The sequence below is a fragment of the Rummeliibacillus pycnus genome (genome assembly GCF_002884495.1).
GTDB classification, from domain to species: Bacteria; Bacillota; Bacilli; order Bacillales_A; family Planococcaceae; genus Rummeliibacillus; species Rummeliibacillus pycnus.
In genome coordinates, this window is record NZ_KZ614145.1 from 3,309,522 (window position 1) to 3,328,149 (window position 18,628).

Sequence of the window (18,628 nt, forward strand, 5' to 3'; positions counted from 1 at the left end):
AAGCGTCCACCTTTAGCGAAATGTATGAAATCTAAACAGTTTTGATGAAACAACTCTTTATTATAACTGAATCGAGATATTTAGAATCAGAAAGGATGGATTGTATGGGATTATTAGAGAAACTTCAAACACAAGTGTTAACAGCTGATGGTGCAATGGGAACATTACTTTATTCGTATGGTATTGATTATTGTTATGAGGAGTTAAATGTCAAAAAGCCAGAAATTATCGAAAATATTCACCAACAATACATTGATGCAGGAGCAGATATTATTCAAACAAATACTTACACGGCGAATGCCATCAAGCTTGAGCGATATGGTTTAGAAAATTCGGTAAGAGTGTTAAATGAAAATGCCATACAAATTGCTAAAAAAGTTGCTTCAAAAGGAGGGCAGTTTGTTCTAGGAACGATTGGCGGCATTCGCGGTGTACGTAAAAGTGATGCAACGCTGGATGAAATCATTCAGTCATTGGATGAACAGGCAGGATATTTATTAGCAGGTGAACCGGATGGCCTTTTATTAGAGACCTATTATGACTTTGAGGAATTAACAGCATCTGTTAAGCATTTACGTAATATAACAAACATCCCTATTATTTCGCAGGTGTCTATGCATGAACCAGGAATTCTTCAAAATGGTATGTCATTAAATCATGCCCTTCATCAGTTAGAAGATCTCGGAGCAGATATCGTAGGTGTCAATTGTCGATTAGGCCCACACCATACCATACAAGCGTTTGAAGATGTTGAACTTCCAACTAAGGCGTTCCTTTCTGCCTATCCAAATGCAAGCTTACTAGATGTTGAGGATGGGAAAATTGTGTATGAATCAGAAGCAGATTATTTTGGTCGCTCAGCGGTCCTATTACGAGATCAGGGGGTTCGACTAATCGGTGGCTGCTGTGGCACAACGCCAAAACATATCGAAGCAGTGAAAAAACGTTTAGCTGATTTACCACCTATTCAACATAAAGTGGTCAAACACAAAGACGTGATTAAGATTAAAGAGGCAGCGAAGGAAAGTTATGAACCAATCCATAAAAAGGCGAAAAGAGAACGTTCTATTATTGTTGAGTTGGATACACCAAGACATCTTGAAGTTGAGAAATTTATAGAAGGTTCTAAAGCTTTATATGAAGCCGGTGCAGATGCTGTCACGATGGCGGATAATTCTCTTGCCTCACCTCGTATAAGCAATATGGCAATGGGTTCTATATTAAAACTCAATAATAATATTCGTCCACTTGCCCACATTACTTGCCGTGATCGAAACTTAATCGGTTTGCAATCACATTTAATGGGCTTAGATGCATTAGGTATTCACGATATTTTAGCGGTTACAGGCGATCCATCAAAAGTTGGTGATTTTCCAGGTGCGACAAGTGTATACGATGTTTCAAGTATTGAACTTATTCAACTTATCAAAAAACTAAATGAAGGTATTTCGTTTTCAGGGAAACCTCTTCGAAAAAAAGCGAATTTTTCAGTCGCAGCAGCATTTAATCCAAATGTTCGTGTAGTAGAGCGGGCGGTTGGACGTTTAGAGAGGAAAATTGAAGCAGGAGCAGATTATTTTATCACACAGCCAGTATATAGTAAGGAGAAAATTATTGAAGTATATGAAGCAACAAAACATTTAGATACGCCTATTTTTATAGGCATTATGCCACTAACAAGTTTAAGAAATTCTGAATTTCTGCATCATGAAGTCCCAGGTATTAAATTATCTGAGGATGTATTAGAACGTATGAATGCAACAGGAGAAGATCCAGCAGCGGCAAGAGCAGAGGGAATTGCTATTGCGAAAGAGCTCATTGATACAGCAGCTGAATTGTTTAATGGTATTTACTTAATCACACCATTTATGCGTTATGATATGTCAATTGAATTAATGAACTATATTCGTGAATTAGATTATAAAAGAGAGGAAGAAAGCAACTATGTCAAAGCATCTCATTGAGGAACGACTTGAAAATCATATTTTAGTATTAGATGGTGCCATGGGGACAATGTTGCAAAATGCAAATTTAACAGCAGCAGACTTTGGTGGAGAAGAATATGAAGGTTGTAATGAATATCTGAATATCACACGCCCGGATGTTGTTGAATCGATTCACCGAGCATATCTTGAAGCGGGGTCAGATGTCATCAGTACAAATACATTTGGTGGTACACCTGTCGTATTAAACGAATATAACCTTGGCAGTAGAGCTGAAGAAATCAATAAAAAAGCCGTAGAAATTGCAAAAAAAGTAGCAAATGAACTTTCAACTCCAGAATGGCCACGTTTTGTAGCAGGGGCAATGGGTCCAACAACTAAAACGCTATCTGTAACAGGTGGCATTACTTTCGATGAGCTGCAACATGATTTCTATATACAGGCAAAAGGGCTAATTGAAGGTGGAGCCGATGTGTTATTACTTGAAACAAGTCAGGATATGCTAAACGTGAAAGCAGGCACGCTCGGTATTAAGCAAGCATTTGAGAAGTTACATAAAACAATTCCTGTGATGATATCAGGAACGATTGAACCGATGGGAACAACACTGGCTGGTCAAGGAATTGAAGCATTCTATATTTCAATTGAACATATTAAACCATTATCTGTTGGATTAAACTGCGCGACAGGTCCGGAGTTTATGACAGACCATTTGCGTTCACTCTCTGAAATAGCAACAAGTTATATTAGCTGCTATCCTAATGCTGGTCTACCGGATGAGGAAGGGCATTATCATGAAACACCTGAAACACTTTCTAAAAAGTTGGAAGGCTTTGTAGATAAAGGATGGCTAAACCTAGTTGGAGGATGTTGCGGTACAACTCCAGCGCATATTCGAGCAATACGTGAAGTCGTGAAGGATCATAAGCCCCGTCAAAAGCCAAATCAAGAACATGGTCATGTTGTTTCCGGAATTGATCCATTAATCTATGATGATTCCATGCGTCCATTATTTGTAGGAGAACGTACCAATGTTATCGGTTCTCGTAAATTTAAACGATTAATTATAGAAGAAAAGTTTGAGGAAGCTTCAGAAATAGCACGTGCTCAAGTAAAAAACGGTGCACATGTTTTAGATATTTGTCTAGCAAACCCGGATCGCGATGAACTGGAAGATATGAAGAATTTCATGCAAGAAGTCGTCAAAAAAGTAAAGGTGCCTTTTGTAATAGATTCTACAGATGAAAAGGTTATTGAAGAAGCGCTTAAATATTCACAAGGTAAAGCCATTATTAATTCGATTAACCTTGAAGATGGTGAAGAACGTTTTGAAAAAGTACTACCAATCGTTAAAAAATATGGTGCCTCAGTTGTCGTTGGGACGATTGATGAAAAAGGTATGGCTGTTGATCGTCAACGTAAGTTAGAAATTGCTGTTCGATCATATGATTTACTAGTAAATAAATGGGGAATTGCACCAGAAGATATTATCTTTGATCCACTTGTATTTCCAGTAGGAACGGGTGATGAACAATATATTGGATCAGCTGTAGAAACAATTGAAGGTATTCGCTTAATCAAAGAAAAACTGCCAAGGGCCTTAACGATACTTGGTGTAAGTAATGTTTCATTTGGATTACCTCCAGTTGGTCGGGAAGTATTAAATGCTGTATATCTATATAACTGTACACAAGCAGGTCTAGACTATGCAATTGTCAATACAGAAAAGATTGAGCGTTATGCTTCCATTCCTGAAAATGAAATAAACCTAGCCAATGATTTATTATTCAACACGAATAATCAAACATTAGCGGACTTTACGGATTTCTATCGTGATAAAAAGAAAGAAAAAACAGAAGCAGATATTCCAAAAACAGTCCCAGAACGTTTAGCCTATTATATTATAGAAGGCACAAAAGAGGGATTGATTCCTGATTTACAAGCAGCATTAGAACAATACGATACGCCATTAGATATTATTAACGGTCCACTTATGGATGGTATGGCAACTGTAGGTAAACTCTTTAATGATAATCAATTGATTGTTGCAGAAGTACTTCAATCAGCTGGCGTTATGAAAGCAGCTGTATCATTCTTGGAAGATTTCATGGAAAAAAAGGAAGATGACACAGGTAAAGGTAAGGTAATCCTTGCAACAGTAAAAGGTGATGTCCATGATATAGGGAAGAACCTAGTGGATATAATCTTGAGTAATAATGGCTATAAAGTAATTGATTTAGGCATTAAGGTTACGCCTCAAGCATTAATAGAGGCTATTCGTACAGAAAATCCTGATATCGTTGGTTTATCAGGTTTACTTGTAAAATCAGCTCAACAAATGGTTGTTACCGCACAAGACTTCAAAGAAGCACAAATTGAAACACCTATTATTGTTGGTGGAGCAGCATTATCTAGAAAATTTACGGACACAAAGATTGCAAAAGAATACGATGGTCCCGTACTATATGCTAAAGATGCAATGCATGGCCTTGAAATAGCAAATCGCTTGCAAAGTAATGATAAAGATCATCTATTGCATGAATTACATGCTGCTCAGGAAAAACGAATGGCACAAGAAGCAAAGAGGGGCGAGAGAACGGCAGTTGCTGTAGTGCAAAAACCTGTTAAAACAGTTCGTACGGATGTACCTGTTTTTGTGCCACAAGACTTAACAAGACATATATTAAGAGATTATTCAGTTGCACACCTTCAACCATATGTGAATATGAGAACATTAATTGGTCATCATCTGGGGTTAAAAGGGTTCAATGAAGGAATGCTCGAAAAGGGAGATGAACGTGCTACGGAATTGTATGATTTAGTGACAGGATTTTTACAATCAGATATTCTAAGTCCTTCAGGGATGTATCAATTCTTCCCCGCACAATCAGATGGTGATGATGTCATTATTTATGATCCAAAGGATACAAAAACAGAAATTGAACGTTTCACATTCCCACGTCAAAACAAAGAGCCGTTTTTATGCTTGGCAGATTTCTTAAAGTCAGTGAATAGTGCGGAAATGGATTATGTAGGATTCATGCAGGTGACAGCAGGGCACGGTGTACGTGAAGCAGCAGCTCGTTTGAAAGAACAAGGAAAATTCTTAGAAAGCCACGCTTTACAAGCCACTGCATTAGAGTTAGCAGAAGGCTTTGCGGAACGTATTCATCAAGAGATGCGAGATTTCTGGGGATTTCCTGATGCAATAGATTTTACTATGCGTGATCGATTTGCGGCAAAGTATCAAGGCCAACGTTTTTCATTTGGTTACCCAGCATGTCCAAACTTAGAAGATCAAGAAAAATTATTTAAGCTTATAAAACCGGAAGATATTGGTGTACAGCTAACAGATGGATATATGATGTCACCAGAAGCTTCTGTTTCAGCAATTGTTTTTGCACATCCAGATGCACGATACTTTAACGTTGAATAAAAACAGCGAGAAAAAGCGTACCCAAAATGGGGTACGCTCTTTTTTATGTTTACTAAACTTAAAATGATACCGCTTTCATTTCCATTTTCTGCGCATGCTTGCTGAAGGAATGTTAAGTTCATCTCGATATTTACTAATAGTTCTTCTAGCAATTTGTATGGCATGTTCAGTTTTAAAATACTCGGAAATTTTCTGATCTGAATAGGGTTTGTATTTATCTTCTTTTAGGATAAATTGCTTCAATAGTGTTTTTACTTTTTCTTGAGAAATGTTACCTCCATCATTTGTTGCCACTTTTGAAGTAAATAATGCTTTTAATTCAAATGTACCAATAGGTGTTTGAATATATTTGTTGGAAGTAGCACGACTTACAGTTGATTCATGCATTTCGATTTCATCTGCTACTTCTTTTAAAGTTAAAGGTATTAGCTCGGAAAGCCCCTTTTTAAAGAAAGGTAATTGTTTTTTCATTAAAACATGCATGATTTTAATAATGGTATTACGTCGTTGTTCGATACTGTTAATGAGCCATTGATAATTTTTATAGTGCGTATTAATGTATTGTTTGTCTTCACGGTTTGTCGTAGGAACCGTTAAATAATTCTCATTTAAATTGATACTTGGTAGATAGTGATCGTTTAAATAAAAAATGAGCTCGTTTTGATGTTCCTCTACAATAATATCCGGGCGCAGATATTCTGTACTTCCGACTTGTATAAAGGAGCAAGGTCTAGGATTTAGTGTTAAAATGAGTTCGTTTAAATGTCCTACTTGTGCAACCGAACATTTTAAATTTTTTGCAATAACTTGCCACTTTTTTTCAGCAAGTAAAGGCAAGTAAAATTGTATTAGCTCTTTCAGTAATGGAAATTCGGGATAGCGATATTGGCATTGTAAAAGTAGGCATTCTTCAAGATTCCTTGCGCCTATTCCAATTGGACCTATTTGTTGAAGTAGTTCTATGCCTCTTGTAATCTCTTCTGTTGAATAGGCTAAATCGGTTCCTTCAAATTCCAAATATCCATAATCATTTAAATTATGAATGATATAGATTAATAATTTTTTTATAGGGTCATTTTTGAAATTTAAGTTAACCATTTGTACCAATTGGTCTCTAAAATTTTCTTGAATAGGTGTTGAGATATCAGTTGTTTTCATAGCCGGACGTTTTGATTTATGAAAGGAAGGAAGCTTTTCAATTTGTGTTGCAATTGTTGATTCTTGCAGTTCAATTAATGGGTTCTCTAATTCTTGTTCACGGATAAATTGTTCTAAATCATTAGTTGAATATTGGAGCAATTCAATAGACTGCCGAAGTTGAGCTGTCATTAAAAGTTTTAATTCTTGCCGTTGATGTATCATAAGTTCCATAACAAAATCCCCCTAACTCTCTTCTCCCCAAAAACATGATTACTAGTATAAAATGTTGAAAAAATCTGTTATATGTATAAAATATTATACTTTAAGTATTCTTCTATTTAAATATGTATCTGGAATTAGAAGTGAATAAAAACACAATATTTAGAAAAAAATTCCTCTTTCTTATGGTATTGAACAAGTGTAAAGAATTTTAAGAGACATAAGGATTAGAGGTTTATAGGAATACATGGGTGTTTTTGTAATCTGCTATTAGTACCAAGTATATGATAGATGTCATATAATCATCATGACATCTATATCTATAACGAATACAAATAGCGAAGTATGATAAGCGTAGCAATACAAAGGCTGGAGGAGATTTTTTTGACGGATCGCGAAAAGACAACGCAGTTAAAAAAAGCTGTTTTACCATATGCAACATCTGATACGAAAAAAAGTGTAATGCAAATAGTCAATACAATTCTACCATTAATAGTACTATGGATCGCTGCGTACATGATGATACCATATACTGTATGGGGAGCTGTTGGACTAAGTGTGATTGCAGCGGGGTTTGTTGTTCGAACATTTATTATTTTCCATGACTGCACACACGGTTCTTTCTTTAAAAACAAAAAAGCTAACGATTTAGTTGGTTTTATAACAGGGGTTCTTACATTATTTTCATACGAGAAATGGAAAAGAGAGCATATGATTCATCATGCATCAAGCTCTAATCTAGATAAAAGAGGTATTGGCGATATCTGGGTGATGACAATTGATGAGTACATGGAAGCAAGCAAATGGCAAAGGTTCTGCTATCGAGCTTACCGCAATCCATTCGTCATGTTTGTATTAGGTCCTTTATATTTAGTACTAGTTTCAAGTAGATTTAATCGTAAAGATGCTAGAAAAAAAGAACGCTTCAATACGTATTTATCTAATCTAACCATCATAGCACTAGCTTTTGGGATTATTTTATTAACAAACGTACAATCATTCGTAATTATCCATGGAGTCACAATGTTCGTTGCAGGGGCTCTAGGTATTTGGTTATTTTTCATTCAGCATACCTTTGAAGATTCTTATTTTGAAAATCAGACAGAATGGGATTATGTAAAAGCTGCTGTGGAAGGTAGTTCTTATTATCAATTACCGCTTGTTTTACAATGGGTAACAGGAAATATTGGTTTTCACCATGTGCATCATTTAGCACCACGAGTACCAAATTATAAATTAGAAGAAGCACATAAAAAGACACCCGCATTACAACGCGCAACAACCATTACGATTAAGACAAGTTTACAATCATTACGTTATAAATTATATGATACACCGAATAAAACATTTGTTACATTCAACGATGTACAAGGTCTTGTGGCAGCACATGACAGTAAAATAAAAGCATCATTAGAGAAAATAAAAAAGTCAGTTAATCCTCCAAAGTCTAGTAAACATGTGATTTAAATGTAAAAGGGTTTTGTGTAATAAATTATTCATAATTTTATGTAAAAAATAGAAAAACGTACATTACTAAGAAATTAGTGGTGTACGTTTTTATTTTTAGTTTCTTCTTACAATCTAATCGTAATCTCTTAAATGAGTTAACCAAAATAATTTTTAGGTTGACATATAATTTGAAATGATACACAATAATTTACAATTGAAAAACGAAAAGAGGTGATATTTTGAAAAGTAAAACAATTGCTTTTGCTGCACTTTTTGCTGCTTTGACATCAGTAGGTGCATTTATTAAAATTCCGATTCCGTATATTCCTTTTACACTACAAATTCTATTTGTTTATTTAGCGGGTGCACTATTAGGACCGAAAATTGGATTTATTAGTCAATTAAGCTATGTATTAATAGGATTAGTGGGTGTACCTGTTTTTACAGAAGGAGGTGGCCCTAGTTATATTTTTAAACCGACATTCGGTTATTTAATTGGATTTGTCTTAGGTGCATTGGCAAATGGTTGGCTTATTCAAAAGTTTACTCTCAAAAAAATATATTCTATTTTCTTCGCGAACTTAGTGACGCTACTGATCGTGTACCTATTTGGATGCATATGGCTTTACGGAGCAATGAAATGGGTTGTTGAAAAACCATTGTCTATTCATCAAACCTTATTATTTGGTTTTTATTTGCCCGTTCCTGGGGATCTTATTTTAGCTGCTATTAGTGCAGTTATCATACATAAAGTTCGTCCAAGAATAAGAAATTTTGTTTAACTAAAAAGGAGCTGTTTAGAGTGGGAAAATCATTTTTTATTACCGGAACAGGAACAGATATAGGAAAAACAATTGCTACTGGTTTTTTATATTTCACGTTAAATAAGCTAGGCATTAAAACAACTGTGTTTAAACCTTTCCAAACAGGGTTAATTGAACAAACACAAACTTATCCTGATCTGGGTTGGTATGAATCGGTGCTAGGAGTAAAAAATACTGGATGCTATGTTTTGGAACCAGAAACTTCACCCCATCTAGCGATTAAAATACAACAAGCTAAAGTGGACATAGAAGCTGTTCTACAAAGAAAAGCGGAATTAGAACAAACGAATGATGTTGTTTTAATAGAGGGAGCTGGGGGGTTAGCTGTACCGTTAATCGAACAAGAAGATAGCTTTTATATGACCAAGGATCTTATTCAAGATGCTAATATTCCAGCTATTTTGGTTAGTCTAAGTGGTCTTGGATCTATACACAATGTTGTTACCACTAATTTATATGCTGAATATTATCAAATTCCAGTTCACGCATTTATTTTCAATAAATATGATGAAGAAAACATGATTCATCATGATAATATCGACACGATACAAAAAATGATAAACTTGCCGACTTTTACTATTCCACAATTAAAAAATGTAAAACGTGATTTAGAAGAATACGTAGAAAACTGTATGAAATCAGAACTATTCAGAAAAGAAATGAAGGAGGTTTTCCTAAATGAATCAAAATAAAGTTCAAGAACTAGAAAATTGGGATAAAGAGTATGTATGGCATCCTTTTACTCAAATGAAGCATTATCAAAAATCGAAACCTTTAATTATTGAAAAGGGAGAAGGAAGCTATTTATATGATATTGAGGGTAAAAAATATTTAGATGGTTACGCATCATTATGGGTTAACGTTCATGGACATAATATTCCTGAGTTGAATGAAGCACTAACAAATCAAGTCAATAAAGTTGCACACTCTACTTTATTGGGTTCTGCAAATGTTCCTTCAATTTTATTAGCTAAAAAGTTAGCAGAAATTACGCCGGGAAACTTATGTAAAGTATTTTATTCAGATACGGGTTCAGCTTCTGTAGAAATTGCATTGAAGATAGCTTATCAATATTGGAAAAATATCGATAAAGATAAATACAAAAAGAAAAATACATTTATCTCGTTAGATGATGCTTATCATGGCGATACCATTGGATCTGTTAGTGTAGGTGGCATGGATTTATATCACCGAATTTTTAAACCATTATTATTTAATCGTATTTCTTTACCATCACCTCATACTTATCGAATGTCGGAAGATGGAGATGAAGAAGCTGTAAAAAATTTCTGCCTACAGAAATTAGAAAGTCTACTTCAAGAAAAAGCTGATGAAGTAGCTGGTTTAATCATGGAACCTTTAGTGCAAGGAGCAGCAGGGATTATCACACATCCAGATGGCTTCTTAAAAGGAGTAGAAAGACTTTGTAGACAATATAACGTTCTACTAATTTGCGACGAGGTAGCAGTTGGTTTTGGAAGAACAGGAACAATGTTCGCATGTGAGCAAGAAGATGTTGTCCCTGATATTATGTGTATTGGAAAAGGGATAACGGGTGGGTATATGCCTCTTGCAGCAACTATTACAAGCGAAAAGGTTTTTGATGCCTTTTTAGGGGAAAAAGAAGAACATAAAACATTTTACCATGGGCACACTTATACAGGTAACCAATTAAGTTGTTCTGTGGCATTAAGGAATATTCAATTGATGGAGGAAACTTCATTAATCGAAAAAGTGCAAGCGAATGTTTTATTTGTAAAGGAAAAGCTTGAAGGTTTATACAATCTTGAAATTGTAGGAGATATTCGACAACGAGGATTAATGATAGGAATAGAGATTGTAAAAGACAAAAAATCAAAAGAAGTTTTCCCAATCCAAGAGCATAAACTAGATGACATCGTTGCAGCTGCTAAAGAAAAGGGACTTATTGTCCGTCAATTAGATCAAGTATTAACATTTATACCCGTATTAGCAATGAGTCAAAGTGAACTAGAGGAAGCTATTAAAATAATCTATCAATCTATTTTAGAAAATATTTAATGAATCGATTTCAGTTGATGTATTAAGATATCCATATTTATAACCCAAGAGTAGATTTATAAAATTGTTTCAATTAGCTTAAATTTAAAAATTTTTACTTAACCCCTGTAAAGAATTATATCAATAGGATTTTACTGTTTTTGGTAAAAGTTAAACAGCCACTTCCCACCATCTTATTTGCTATAATAGTAGTAAATGGATGGAGATTAGAGGAAGTGAGACAAGATGATTAAAATTGTTATTGCAGAAGATCAAGGAATGCTTCTTGGAGCTTTAAAGTCGCTGATTAATATGGAAGATGATATGGAAGTTGTTGGAGTAGGACATAATGGTGTAGATGCATTAAAACTTGTTGAACAATATCATCCTGATATCGTAATCATGGATATAGAAATGCCCGAGAAAACCGGTTTAGATGCTGCAGAAGAACTAAAGGAAAAAGACTGTAAGGTCATTATTTTAACTACATTTGCCAGACCTGGTTATTTTGAGAGAGCTAGAAAAGCGGGGGTCAGAGGATATTTGTTAAAGGATAGTCCTATTGAAGAGCTGGTTAATGCTATTCGTGTTATTGTGGATGGACGTAGAATTTATGCACCGGAGCTGATCGGTATTGTATATGAAGAAGAGACAGAGAATCCATTAACGGAACGAGAAAGTGAAGTATTAGGGCTTGTAGCAAAAGGAAGAACGACGAAGGAAATAGCAAGCGAGTTGTATTTATCTCCTGGAACTGTCCGTAACTATATCTCTACGATCTTAGATAAATTAGAAGTAAGTAATCGCATTGAAGCAATAGCAAGATTTAAGGAAAAAGGTTGGAATAAATAAAAACCGGATTAGTGTGACTAATCCGGTTTTTTTAGGAATCTAGTCTATCAACAAAATTAAATCCAATTATTTACGTTTTGTTAATCGGCCGAGTGCAAAACTTGCAGCCGCAATCCCTAATATTGTGTTTGTTCTTTTATTGAATACTTGTTTTACAACTAGTTCTAAATTCTGAGGACGTTCTGCTAAACGTCGCATGAAATAACCATACCAATCTTGTCCAAATGGAACATATGTACAGAAGTTGTAACCTTCTTTAGCAAGTTCAATTTGCATATCACGACGGAAGCCATATAACATTTGGAATTCGTATTTATCTTTTGGAATATCATTGTCAGCAATAAATTGCTTTATGTGATTAATAATAGTGTGATCATGTGTTGCAATAGAAGTGAATTTACCATTTAATAAATGATATTCTAATAGTTCTATGTAATTTCGATCGATATCTTCTTTTGTTTGGTAAGCAACTTCGGCAGGTTCTTTATAAGCACCTTTGACAATACGTAAACGATAGTTTTTAAACTTCTCAATGTCTTCTTTTGCACGGAAAAAGTATGCTTGAATGACTGTTCCAATATTATGATGATCTACTGATAATTCTTTAAGTAAATCGAAGGAGGGCTGTAAACGAGCATAATTTTCCATATCAAAATTGACGAAAATATTATAGCTGTCTGCTAAAGCTACTATTTCTTTTAAGTTTTTATAGCAAAAATCATAGTCAATATCTAAACCTAATTGAGAGGGTTTTAACGAAATATGTGCGTCCACACCCTCTTGATGGATGGCTTCTATAACTGCTAAAATCTGTTCTTTTGCTGCAGTTGCTTCTGATTGATCGTGAACAAATTCCCCCAAATTGTCCACTGTACAAGAAATTCCATGAGAGTTTAGTTCTTTAATACTCTCAATTACTTCTTTAATATTTGTACCAGCTACGACACTTGCAGCACCCATCTTTAGTCCATACTTTTTAGCATTGTTATTTAAAAATTGGTTTTCTGATAATGCGATAAAAAAATCTTTAAGTGACATATGCTATTCCCCTTTGTTATGAAATTGTATTTTTCTCGATTATATCATAGTTAAATGAAAAGTCATTCTATTCATAGATTTCCCAATAAATAAATATTTTCAGATAGTAAAGGGAATATTAAGGGATAAATAAGAATTTCTTTTACTGAAAAACGAAAACAGAATTTGCTCTAAGAATCGTTTGTAGCCCGAGTATTTTAGAAAGATAAAGATATCTTGCGTTTTTAGGCTATTTTTTGTCGATTTTTGTTACTTTTTATGAAAAAGAAGTTGCATTAACGAGATAATATCTGTAATTTAGTATTGAGGTACAAAAATTAATATTATGACGCAAAAAACGTTTTCCCTACATGGAATAGGAAAGACGTTTTTTTGCGTTCTTTTAAAATTTACCTTTTAGCATTTGCATGCGATTGTTAAAAAGAGATGGGTAAGATAAAAAGCCTAATAAAATACTAGAGATAGCAGCAGTCGTTAGTAATACAAATAATATTAACAATTGGAATTGAACAGCTTGGATTGGATCCGCACCGGCAATAATTTGACCGCTCATCATACCTGGTAATTGAACAAGACCAATCGTTTTTTGACTTTCGATTGTTGGGATCATACTTGCTTTTATGGCTTGAATAAGTTGTCTGTGGATGGCTTGTTTTGGTGTACCTCCAAGTGACAGTATTAGTTCTGTTTCCTCTCTATGAGCTTCTAATTCCGCCTGGAATCTATTCAAAAAGAGTATAGATAATACCATAGAGTTACCTATTGCCATTCCACTAATTGGAATAATATATTGTGCTGTAGCTGGAACTATATGAAAGCCAAGTAAAATTGATTGTACAATAACTTCAACAGTAATCATCGTAATAGCAACTTTCCATGTGATACCACCAATTTTTTTGCCTTTTTTTCGTGCGTTAGCTGTGGCAGCAACAATCATTAATGTAATCATCATAAATATGTAAAAAATACCGTTCGATTCAAATACAAATTTTAAAATATACCCTACCGCTAGTAACTGTATGATAGAACGAATCGTAGCAATTAGCGTATCTTTTTCTAAACCAAGTTGTAAAGTCTTGGACAGTATTAGCGGGATTAAGACAAATAGTAATGTTAATGAAAGAGTAGCATAACTCATTCCATTCCCCCCTCTACAAATTGTTTCACAATTTCTTTTGTTGGATTAGTTAATAGAGTACTTTTTCCCGTTTCAATCACTTGACCGTTCATCATGACCCAAGTGTAGTGACCAATTTTAATAGCTTGCTCTAAATTATGAGTAATCCAAATAATCGTTACTTTGTATTTTTGATTAATCTTGATAATTAGTTCTTCCACCTCTTTAACGGATGTTCGATCTAGAGCAGAAGTAATTTCATCTAACAATAGAATATCTGATTTATTTACTAGTGTTCTTGCGATAGAAACACGCTGGCGCTGGCCACCAGACAAGTCTAAAGCGTCCTTTTCAAGAAATGATTCATCTAATCCTACGTCTTCTAAGTAAGAAATGGCTTCGATTCGAGATAGTGACGTACCTTGTAATGTCTTAGGTAAAGATAAATTTGTATAAACGGTGCCTTTGATCATTGGTGCAGACTGTAATGCCATACCAACATGGCGACGTAATAAGACTGGATTTAATGAGGTAATTGGTTCATTATCAATATAAATTTCCCCTGTAGTAGGTGAGATTAAACCATTACATAGTTTAAGTAAAGTCGTTTTTCCAGCACCCGAAGGACCTACTAGTGTAGTGATTTTCCCTTTAGGGAAAGAACCTGTAACTTGTTGTAAAATTTTCTGTCCATCCACTTCAAAATCAACATTATGAAAATGAATAGCAGGTTGGTAAATTGTATTCATATATAACACCTCTCTCGAGCAATATTCTTAATTTAAATGTAGCACAAACAAGTATTATGTACTCCAACATCTTTTATTAGGGTAATTGTAGCCGTATAAGAAAAATATTCAATGATTATCGATTGTTTCACGTGACACATTTTCCGTATTTTCGACAAGATTCTTCTTTAAACATATAAACAAAAGAACGACTAATTTGTTGCCCTAAAATTCCCTAACTACTCCTCGAACAAATCCTAGAATACCAATATTTTACAAGCCATAATAATACAAAATCGAGTATAATAAATTATTTTTTTAAAAGCATTTAACAATAAATGATGGCTTCATAATATTTTGAATGACTAGGTACCTTAGTATTTTCAATGCTGATTGTATAAAAAGAAAATATCAATATGCTTCGATTATGGACAAATTTTTTAAACACCTTTAGGAATGTATACTACAATTATATAAAATGGAATATGAGGTATGTTAAATAATCACGGAATTGCTTCAATTCCAATTCAAGAGAATGGGCAGTATTAGCAACCAATAAGAAATGGTGATCAATTAACACTAAGAAAAAAACCACATTATATTGGAGGAGAATAATGAAGAATATATATTGGACTTTATTCAATCAAAAAGAATGGACAATTATCATTGCAGCATCTGATGAAGGGTTAAGTTATATTGGGACATCAATGGATGAGTTGGAAGGATGGTACCAAAAGCATTATAAGGATGCGGTACTGGTAGAAAATCAAGAGAAAATGCTAGAATACAAAAAACAACTACAAGAATATTTTGCAGGAGAAAGAACTACTTTTGACTTTTCTTTAGATTTACAAGGAACTGAATTTCAACAACGAGTATGGCAAGCGTTATTACAAATTCCATATGGATTAACTACTAGTTATTCTGAAATTGCAAATATGATCCATAATCCAAAGGCTGTAAGAGCAGTTGGAGGAGCGATAGGTGCAAACCCAATTCTAATTGTTGTTCCATGTCACCGTATCATAGGTAAAAATGGAAAACTAACGGGATTTAGAAGTGGAATTCCTTTAAAAAAAGAATTGCTGGACATCGAAAACGTATCATATAAAGAATGATTGATTATTACGAATTTTCCGTTAGATATCCAGTCAGTTATACAGTTGTCATGACAACAACTTAGTTAACAAGACATATTTACAGTTAAATAGTGTATACTATTTGTTATCAAGATGGTGGAAGAAGGGACTAAGTATGAAATCAAAATATCCAGATGATAGCCTAACGCTACATACAGATTTATATCAAATTAATATGGCAGAAAGTTATTGGGCAGATGGAATACATAATCGAAAAGCTGTATTTGAATTGTATTTTCGAAAATTGCCATTTGGTAATGGTTATGCAATTTTTGCTGGATTAGAAAGAATGCTGGAATATCTACGCGATTTTCACTTCAGTGAATCGGACTTAGAATATCTTCAAGAAGAAGTAGGATACGACAAGGATTTTATTGAATACTTAAGAAATCTACGTTTTACTGGAAATGTCTACTCTATGACAGAGGGAGAGCTTGTTTTTGGTAATGAACCAATTGTTCGTATTGAAGCTCCTTTAGTAGAAGCTCAATTAATTGAAACAGCGTTACTAAATATTGTGAACTATCAAACATTGATAGCAACAAAAGCTAGTCGTATTAAACAAATTGTTAAAGATGATGTTGTGATGGAGTTTGGTACACGTCGTGCACAAGAGATGGATGCAGCGATCTGGGGGACAAGAGCGGCAATCATTGGTGGTTTTGATTCAACTAGTAATGTTAGAGCAGGAAAATTATTTAATATTCCTGTTGCTGGTACTCATGCACATTCATTGGTGCAAGCGTATAAAAGTGATTATGAAGCTTTTCATGCCTATGCACGCCGTCATAAAGACTGTGTTTTCTTAGTTGATACATACGATACTTTAAAATCTGGTGTACCAACTGCGATTAAAGTAGCAAAAGAATTAGGCGATAAGATTAATTTCATAGGTATTCGCTTGGACAGTGGAGATATTGCCTTTCTATCAAAAGCAGCTCGTAAAATGTTAGATGAAGCCGGTTTTACAGATGCAAAAATTGTTGCATCAAATGATTTAGATGAATATACAATCTTAAATTTACTTGCGCAAGGTGCAATGGTTAATCAATGGGGAATCGGTACAAAATTAATTACAGCTTACGATCAACCCGCGTTAGGAGCAGTATACAAGCTTGTATCACTTGAAAATGCAAATGGTAAAATGCAAGATCGTATTAAAATTTCTGCGAATGCTGAAAAGGTAACAACACCAGGTTTGAAAAAGTTGTATCGAATCATCGATCTTGAAAATGGTAAAGCTGAAGGCGATTATATCACAATGCATGATGAAGATCCTGAATCAGAAGAACGTATTAAAATGTTCCACCCTGTCCATACATTTATTTCAAAATTCGTAACAAACTTTGCTGCTAAAAATCTTCATAAAAAAGTAATTGAGGATGGAAAAATTATTTATGAAAATCCACCAGTACAAGAAATGAAGAAATATGCAGAAGAAAACCTAAACTTACTTTGGGATGAATATAAGCGTTCTTTAAATCCAGAGGCCTATCCAGTAGACTTGAGCCAAAAGTGCTGGGATAACAAAATGAGAAATATAGTAGAGGTTAAAGATATGGTACGCGAAATTGATGCCGGTTTAGGAGGTAATATTTAATGACTTTACAACAAGAAATTATTGAAGAATTACATGTGCTTCCCGAAATTAATGCAAAAGAAGAAATTCGTAAATCCGTAGACTTTTTAAAAGACTATGTTAAAAAGAACACATTCTTAAAAGGATTTGTCCTTGGCTTATCAGGAGGTCAAGACTCTACTTTAACAGGTAAACTGGCACAGCTAGCTGTTGATGAATTAAATCAGGAAGCTAAAGAAGGAAAATATTCATTTTGGGCAATTCGTTTACCTTATGGTATACAAGCGGATGAACAAGATTGTCAAGACGCTATTAACTTTATCAAGCCAACAAAAGTATATACAGTCAATATAAAACCTGCAGTCGATGCAGGTGTTCAATCACTAAAAGATGCAGGTATAGAGCTTTCTGATTTCTTAAAAGGAAATGAAAAAGCACGAGAACGTATGAAAGTTCAATTTGCAATTGCCGCTCATCATAATGCTGTTGTACTTGGTACAGATCATGCGGCTGAAGCTATTACAGGCTTTTTCACAAAATTTGGTGATGGAGCTGCCGATCTCACACCTATTTATCGATTAAACAAACGTCAAGGTAAAGCAATGCTTGCTGAACTAAACTGTCCAAAACATTTATATGAAAAAACACCAACTGCCGACTTAGAAGAGGATCGCCCTTCTTTACCAGATGAAGTAGCCCTTGGCGTTACATATGACCAAATCGATGATTATTTAGAAGGAAAAGAAATTGCCGAAGAGGCTCGCCGAAAAATAGAAGGACATTATTTACGTTCTGAACATAAACGCCATCTACCTATTACAATTTTTGATGACTTTTGGAAATAACTTATTCATTATCGCTTACTGCAAAATCATAACCGTTTTTAAACAAAAGGTAACGAGAGGAGGAAATCCTTACGTTACCTTTTGTTATTTTTGTATACAACAAAATAATTACAAAATAGATTGGTAGACTGATTAAGCAGTATTTATAAGTATATAGTTTGATTAAAGTTTTTTCGATAATGAACTTACTCTTGCGATTCTAAAGTAATTTTATAATTGAGAGCTATAATTTCGATAATTCGTATGGTAAGGCAATTTTATGCACAAACTTTAGTCAACGATTGATTTTTATTAAATGGC

General features: G+C 34.2%; 14 protein-coding genes. 10 read left to right on the forward strand and 4 right to left on the reverse strand.

Annotation, left to right across the window (positions count from 1 at the left end; translation table 11 throughout):
• Positions 1-104: 104 nt before the first annotated feature.
• Together CEF14_RS16270 and metH are read left to right on the forward strand one after the other, a co-directional pair.
• Positions 105-1,964, forward strand: a complete 1,860-nt coding sequence (locus tag CEF14_RS16270) for a bifunctional homocysteine S-methyltransferase/methylenetetrahydrofolate reductase (RefSeq protein WP_102693789.1) — start codon at positions 105-107, stop codon at positions 1,962-1,964.
• A complete protein-coding gene (metH, locus tag CEF14_RS16275) occupies positions 1,945-5,379 on the forward strand; it encodes a methionine synthase (RefSeq protein ID WP_102693790.1) in 3,435 nt (1,144 codons plus the stop codon). The genes CEF14_RS16270 and metH overlap by 20 nt, the downstream gene beginning before the upstream one ends.
• A gap of 75 nt (positions 5,380-5,454) precedes the next feature.
• Here metH and rpoN read toward each other — a convergent pair whose 3' ends face one another.
• The gene (gene rpoN / locus CEF14_RS16280; protein ID WP_102693791.1) at positions 5,455-6,750 is read right to left on the reverse strand and encodes an RNA polymerase factor sigma-54; all 1,296 of its coding nucleotides are present in this window, start codon (positions 6,748-6,750) and stop codon (positions 5,455-5,457) included.
• Between the two features lie 372 nt (positions 6,751-7,122).
• Between rpoN and CEF14_RS16285 the strand changes: the two genes are divergently transcribed.
• From CEF14_RS16285 to CEF14_RS16305, 5 genes are all read left to right on the forward strand, one after another.
• Positions 7,123-8,205 (forward strand): Delta(5) desaturase DesA, encoded by a 1,083-nt coding sequence (locus CEF14_RS16285; RefSeq protein ID WP_245890197.1) that lies wholly within the window; start codon positions 7,123-7,125, stop codon positions 8,203-8,205.
• 221 nt (positions 8,206-8,426) lie between these two features.
• The gene (locus tag CEF14_RS16290) at positions 8,427-8,969 is read left to right on the forward strand and encodes a biotin transporter BioY (RefSeq protein WP_102693793.1); all 543 of its coding nucleotides are present in this window, start codon (positions 8,427-8,429) and stop codon (positions 8,967-8,969) included.
• A gap of 20 nt (positions 8,970-8,989) precedes the next feature.
• On the forward strand, positions 8,990-9,703 hold the full coding sequence (gene bioD / locus CEF14_RS16295) for a dethiobiotin synthase (protein WP_102693794.1): 714 nt from the start codon (positions 8,990-8,992) through the stop codon (positions 9,701-9,703).
• The gene (gene bioA, locus CEF14_RS16300; protein WP_102693795.1) at positions 9,690-11,051 is read left to right on the forward strand and encodes an adenosylmethionine--8-amino-7-oxononanoate transaminase; all 1,362 of its coding nucleotides are present in this window, start codon (positions 9,690-9,692) and stop codon (positions 11,049-11,051) included. Before bioD ends, bioA begins: the two co-directional genes overlap by 14 nt.
• Positions 11,052-11,276: 225 nt before the next feature.
• Positions 11,277-11,882 (forward strand): response regulator transcription factor, encoded by a 606-nt coding sequence (locus CEF14_RS16305; protein WP_102693796.1) that lies wholly within the window; start codon positions 11,277-11,279, stop codon positions 11,880-11,882.
• A gap of 66 nt (positions 11,883-11,948) precedes the next feature.
• On the opposite strand, the gene CEF14_RS16310 is transcribed toward CEF14_RS16305, so the two are convergent.
• From CEF14_RS16310 to CEF14_RS16320, 3 genes are all read right to left on the reverse strand, one after another.
• Complete coding sequence (locus CEF14_RS16310; protein WP_102693797.1) at positions 11,949-12,920, reverse strand: proline dehydrogenase family protein; 972 nt, start codon at positions 12,918-12,920, stop codon at positions 11,949-11,951.
• A gap of 382 nt (positions 12,921-13,302) precedes the next feature.
• Entirely contained in the window at positions 13,303-14,058 is a 756-nt protein-coding gene (locus CEF14_RS16315; RefSeq protein WP_102693798.1) for an ABC transporter permease, read from the reverse strand.
• On the reverse strand, positions 14,055-14,786 hold the full coding sequence (locus tag CEF14_RS16320; protein WP_102693799.1) for an ABC transporter ATP-binding protein: 732 nt from the start codon (positions 14,784-14,786) through the stop codon (positions 14,055-14,057). Before CEF14_RS16320 ends, CEF14_RS16315 begins: the two co-directional genes overlap by 4 nt.
• A gap of 593 nt (positions 14,787-15,379) precedes the next feature.
• Between CEF14_RS16320 and CEF14_RS16325 the strand changes: the two genes are divergently transcribed.
• The 3 genes from CEF14_RS16325 to nadE all read left to right on the forward strand — a co-directional run bounded on the left by CEF14_RS16325 (position 15,380) and on the right by nadE (position 18,328).
• The gene (locus tag CEF14_RS16325; RefSeq protein WP_102693800.1) at positions 15,380-15,883 is read left to right on the forward strand and encodes a methylated-DNA--[protein]-cysteine S-methyltransferase; all 504 of its coding nucleotides are present in this window, start codon (positions 15,380-15,382) and stop codon (positions 15,881-15,883) included.
• Between the two features lie 136 nt (positions 15,884-16,019).
• The gene (locus CEF14_RS16330; RefSeq protein WP_102693801.1) at positions 16,020-17,504 is read left to right on the forward strand and encodes a nicotinate phosphoribosyltransferase; all 1,485 of its coding nucleotides are present in this window, start codon (positions 16,020-16,022) and stop codon (positions 17,502-17,504) included.
• Positions 17,504-18,328: an ammonia-dependent NAD(+) synthetase gene (gene nadE / locus CEF14_RS16335; protein ID WP_102693802.1), complete on the forward strand. Its 825-nt coding sequence runs from the start codon at positions 17,504-17,506 to the stop codon at positions 18,326-18,328. The genes CEF14_RS16330 and nadE overlap by 1 nt, the downstream gene beginning before the upstream one ends.
• The last annotated feature ends 300 nt before the right edge of the window (positions 18,329-18,628 follow it).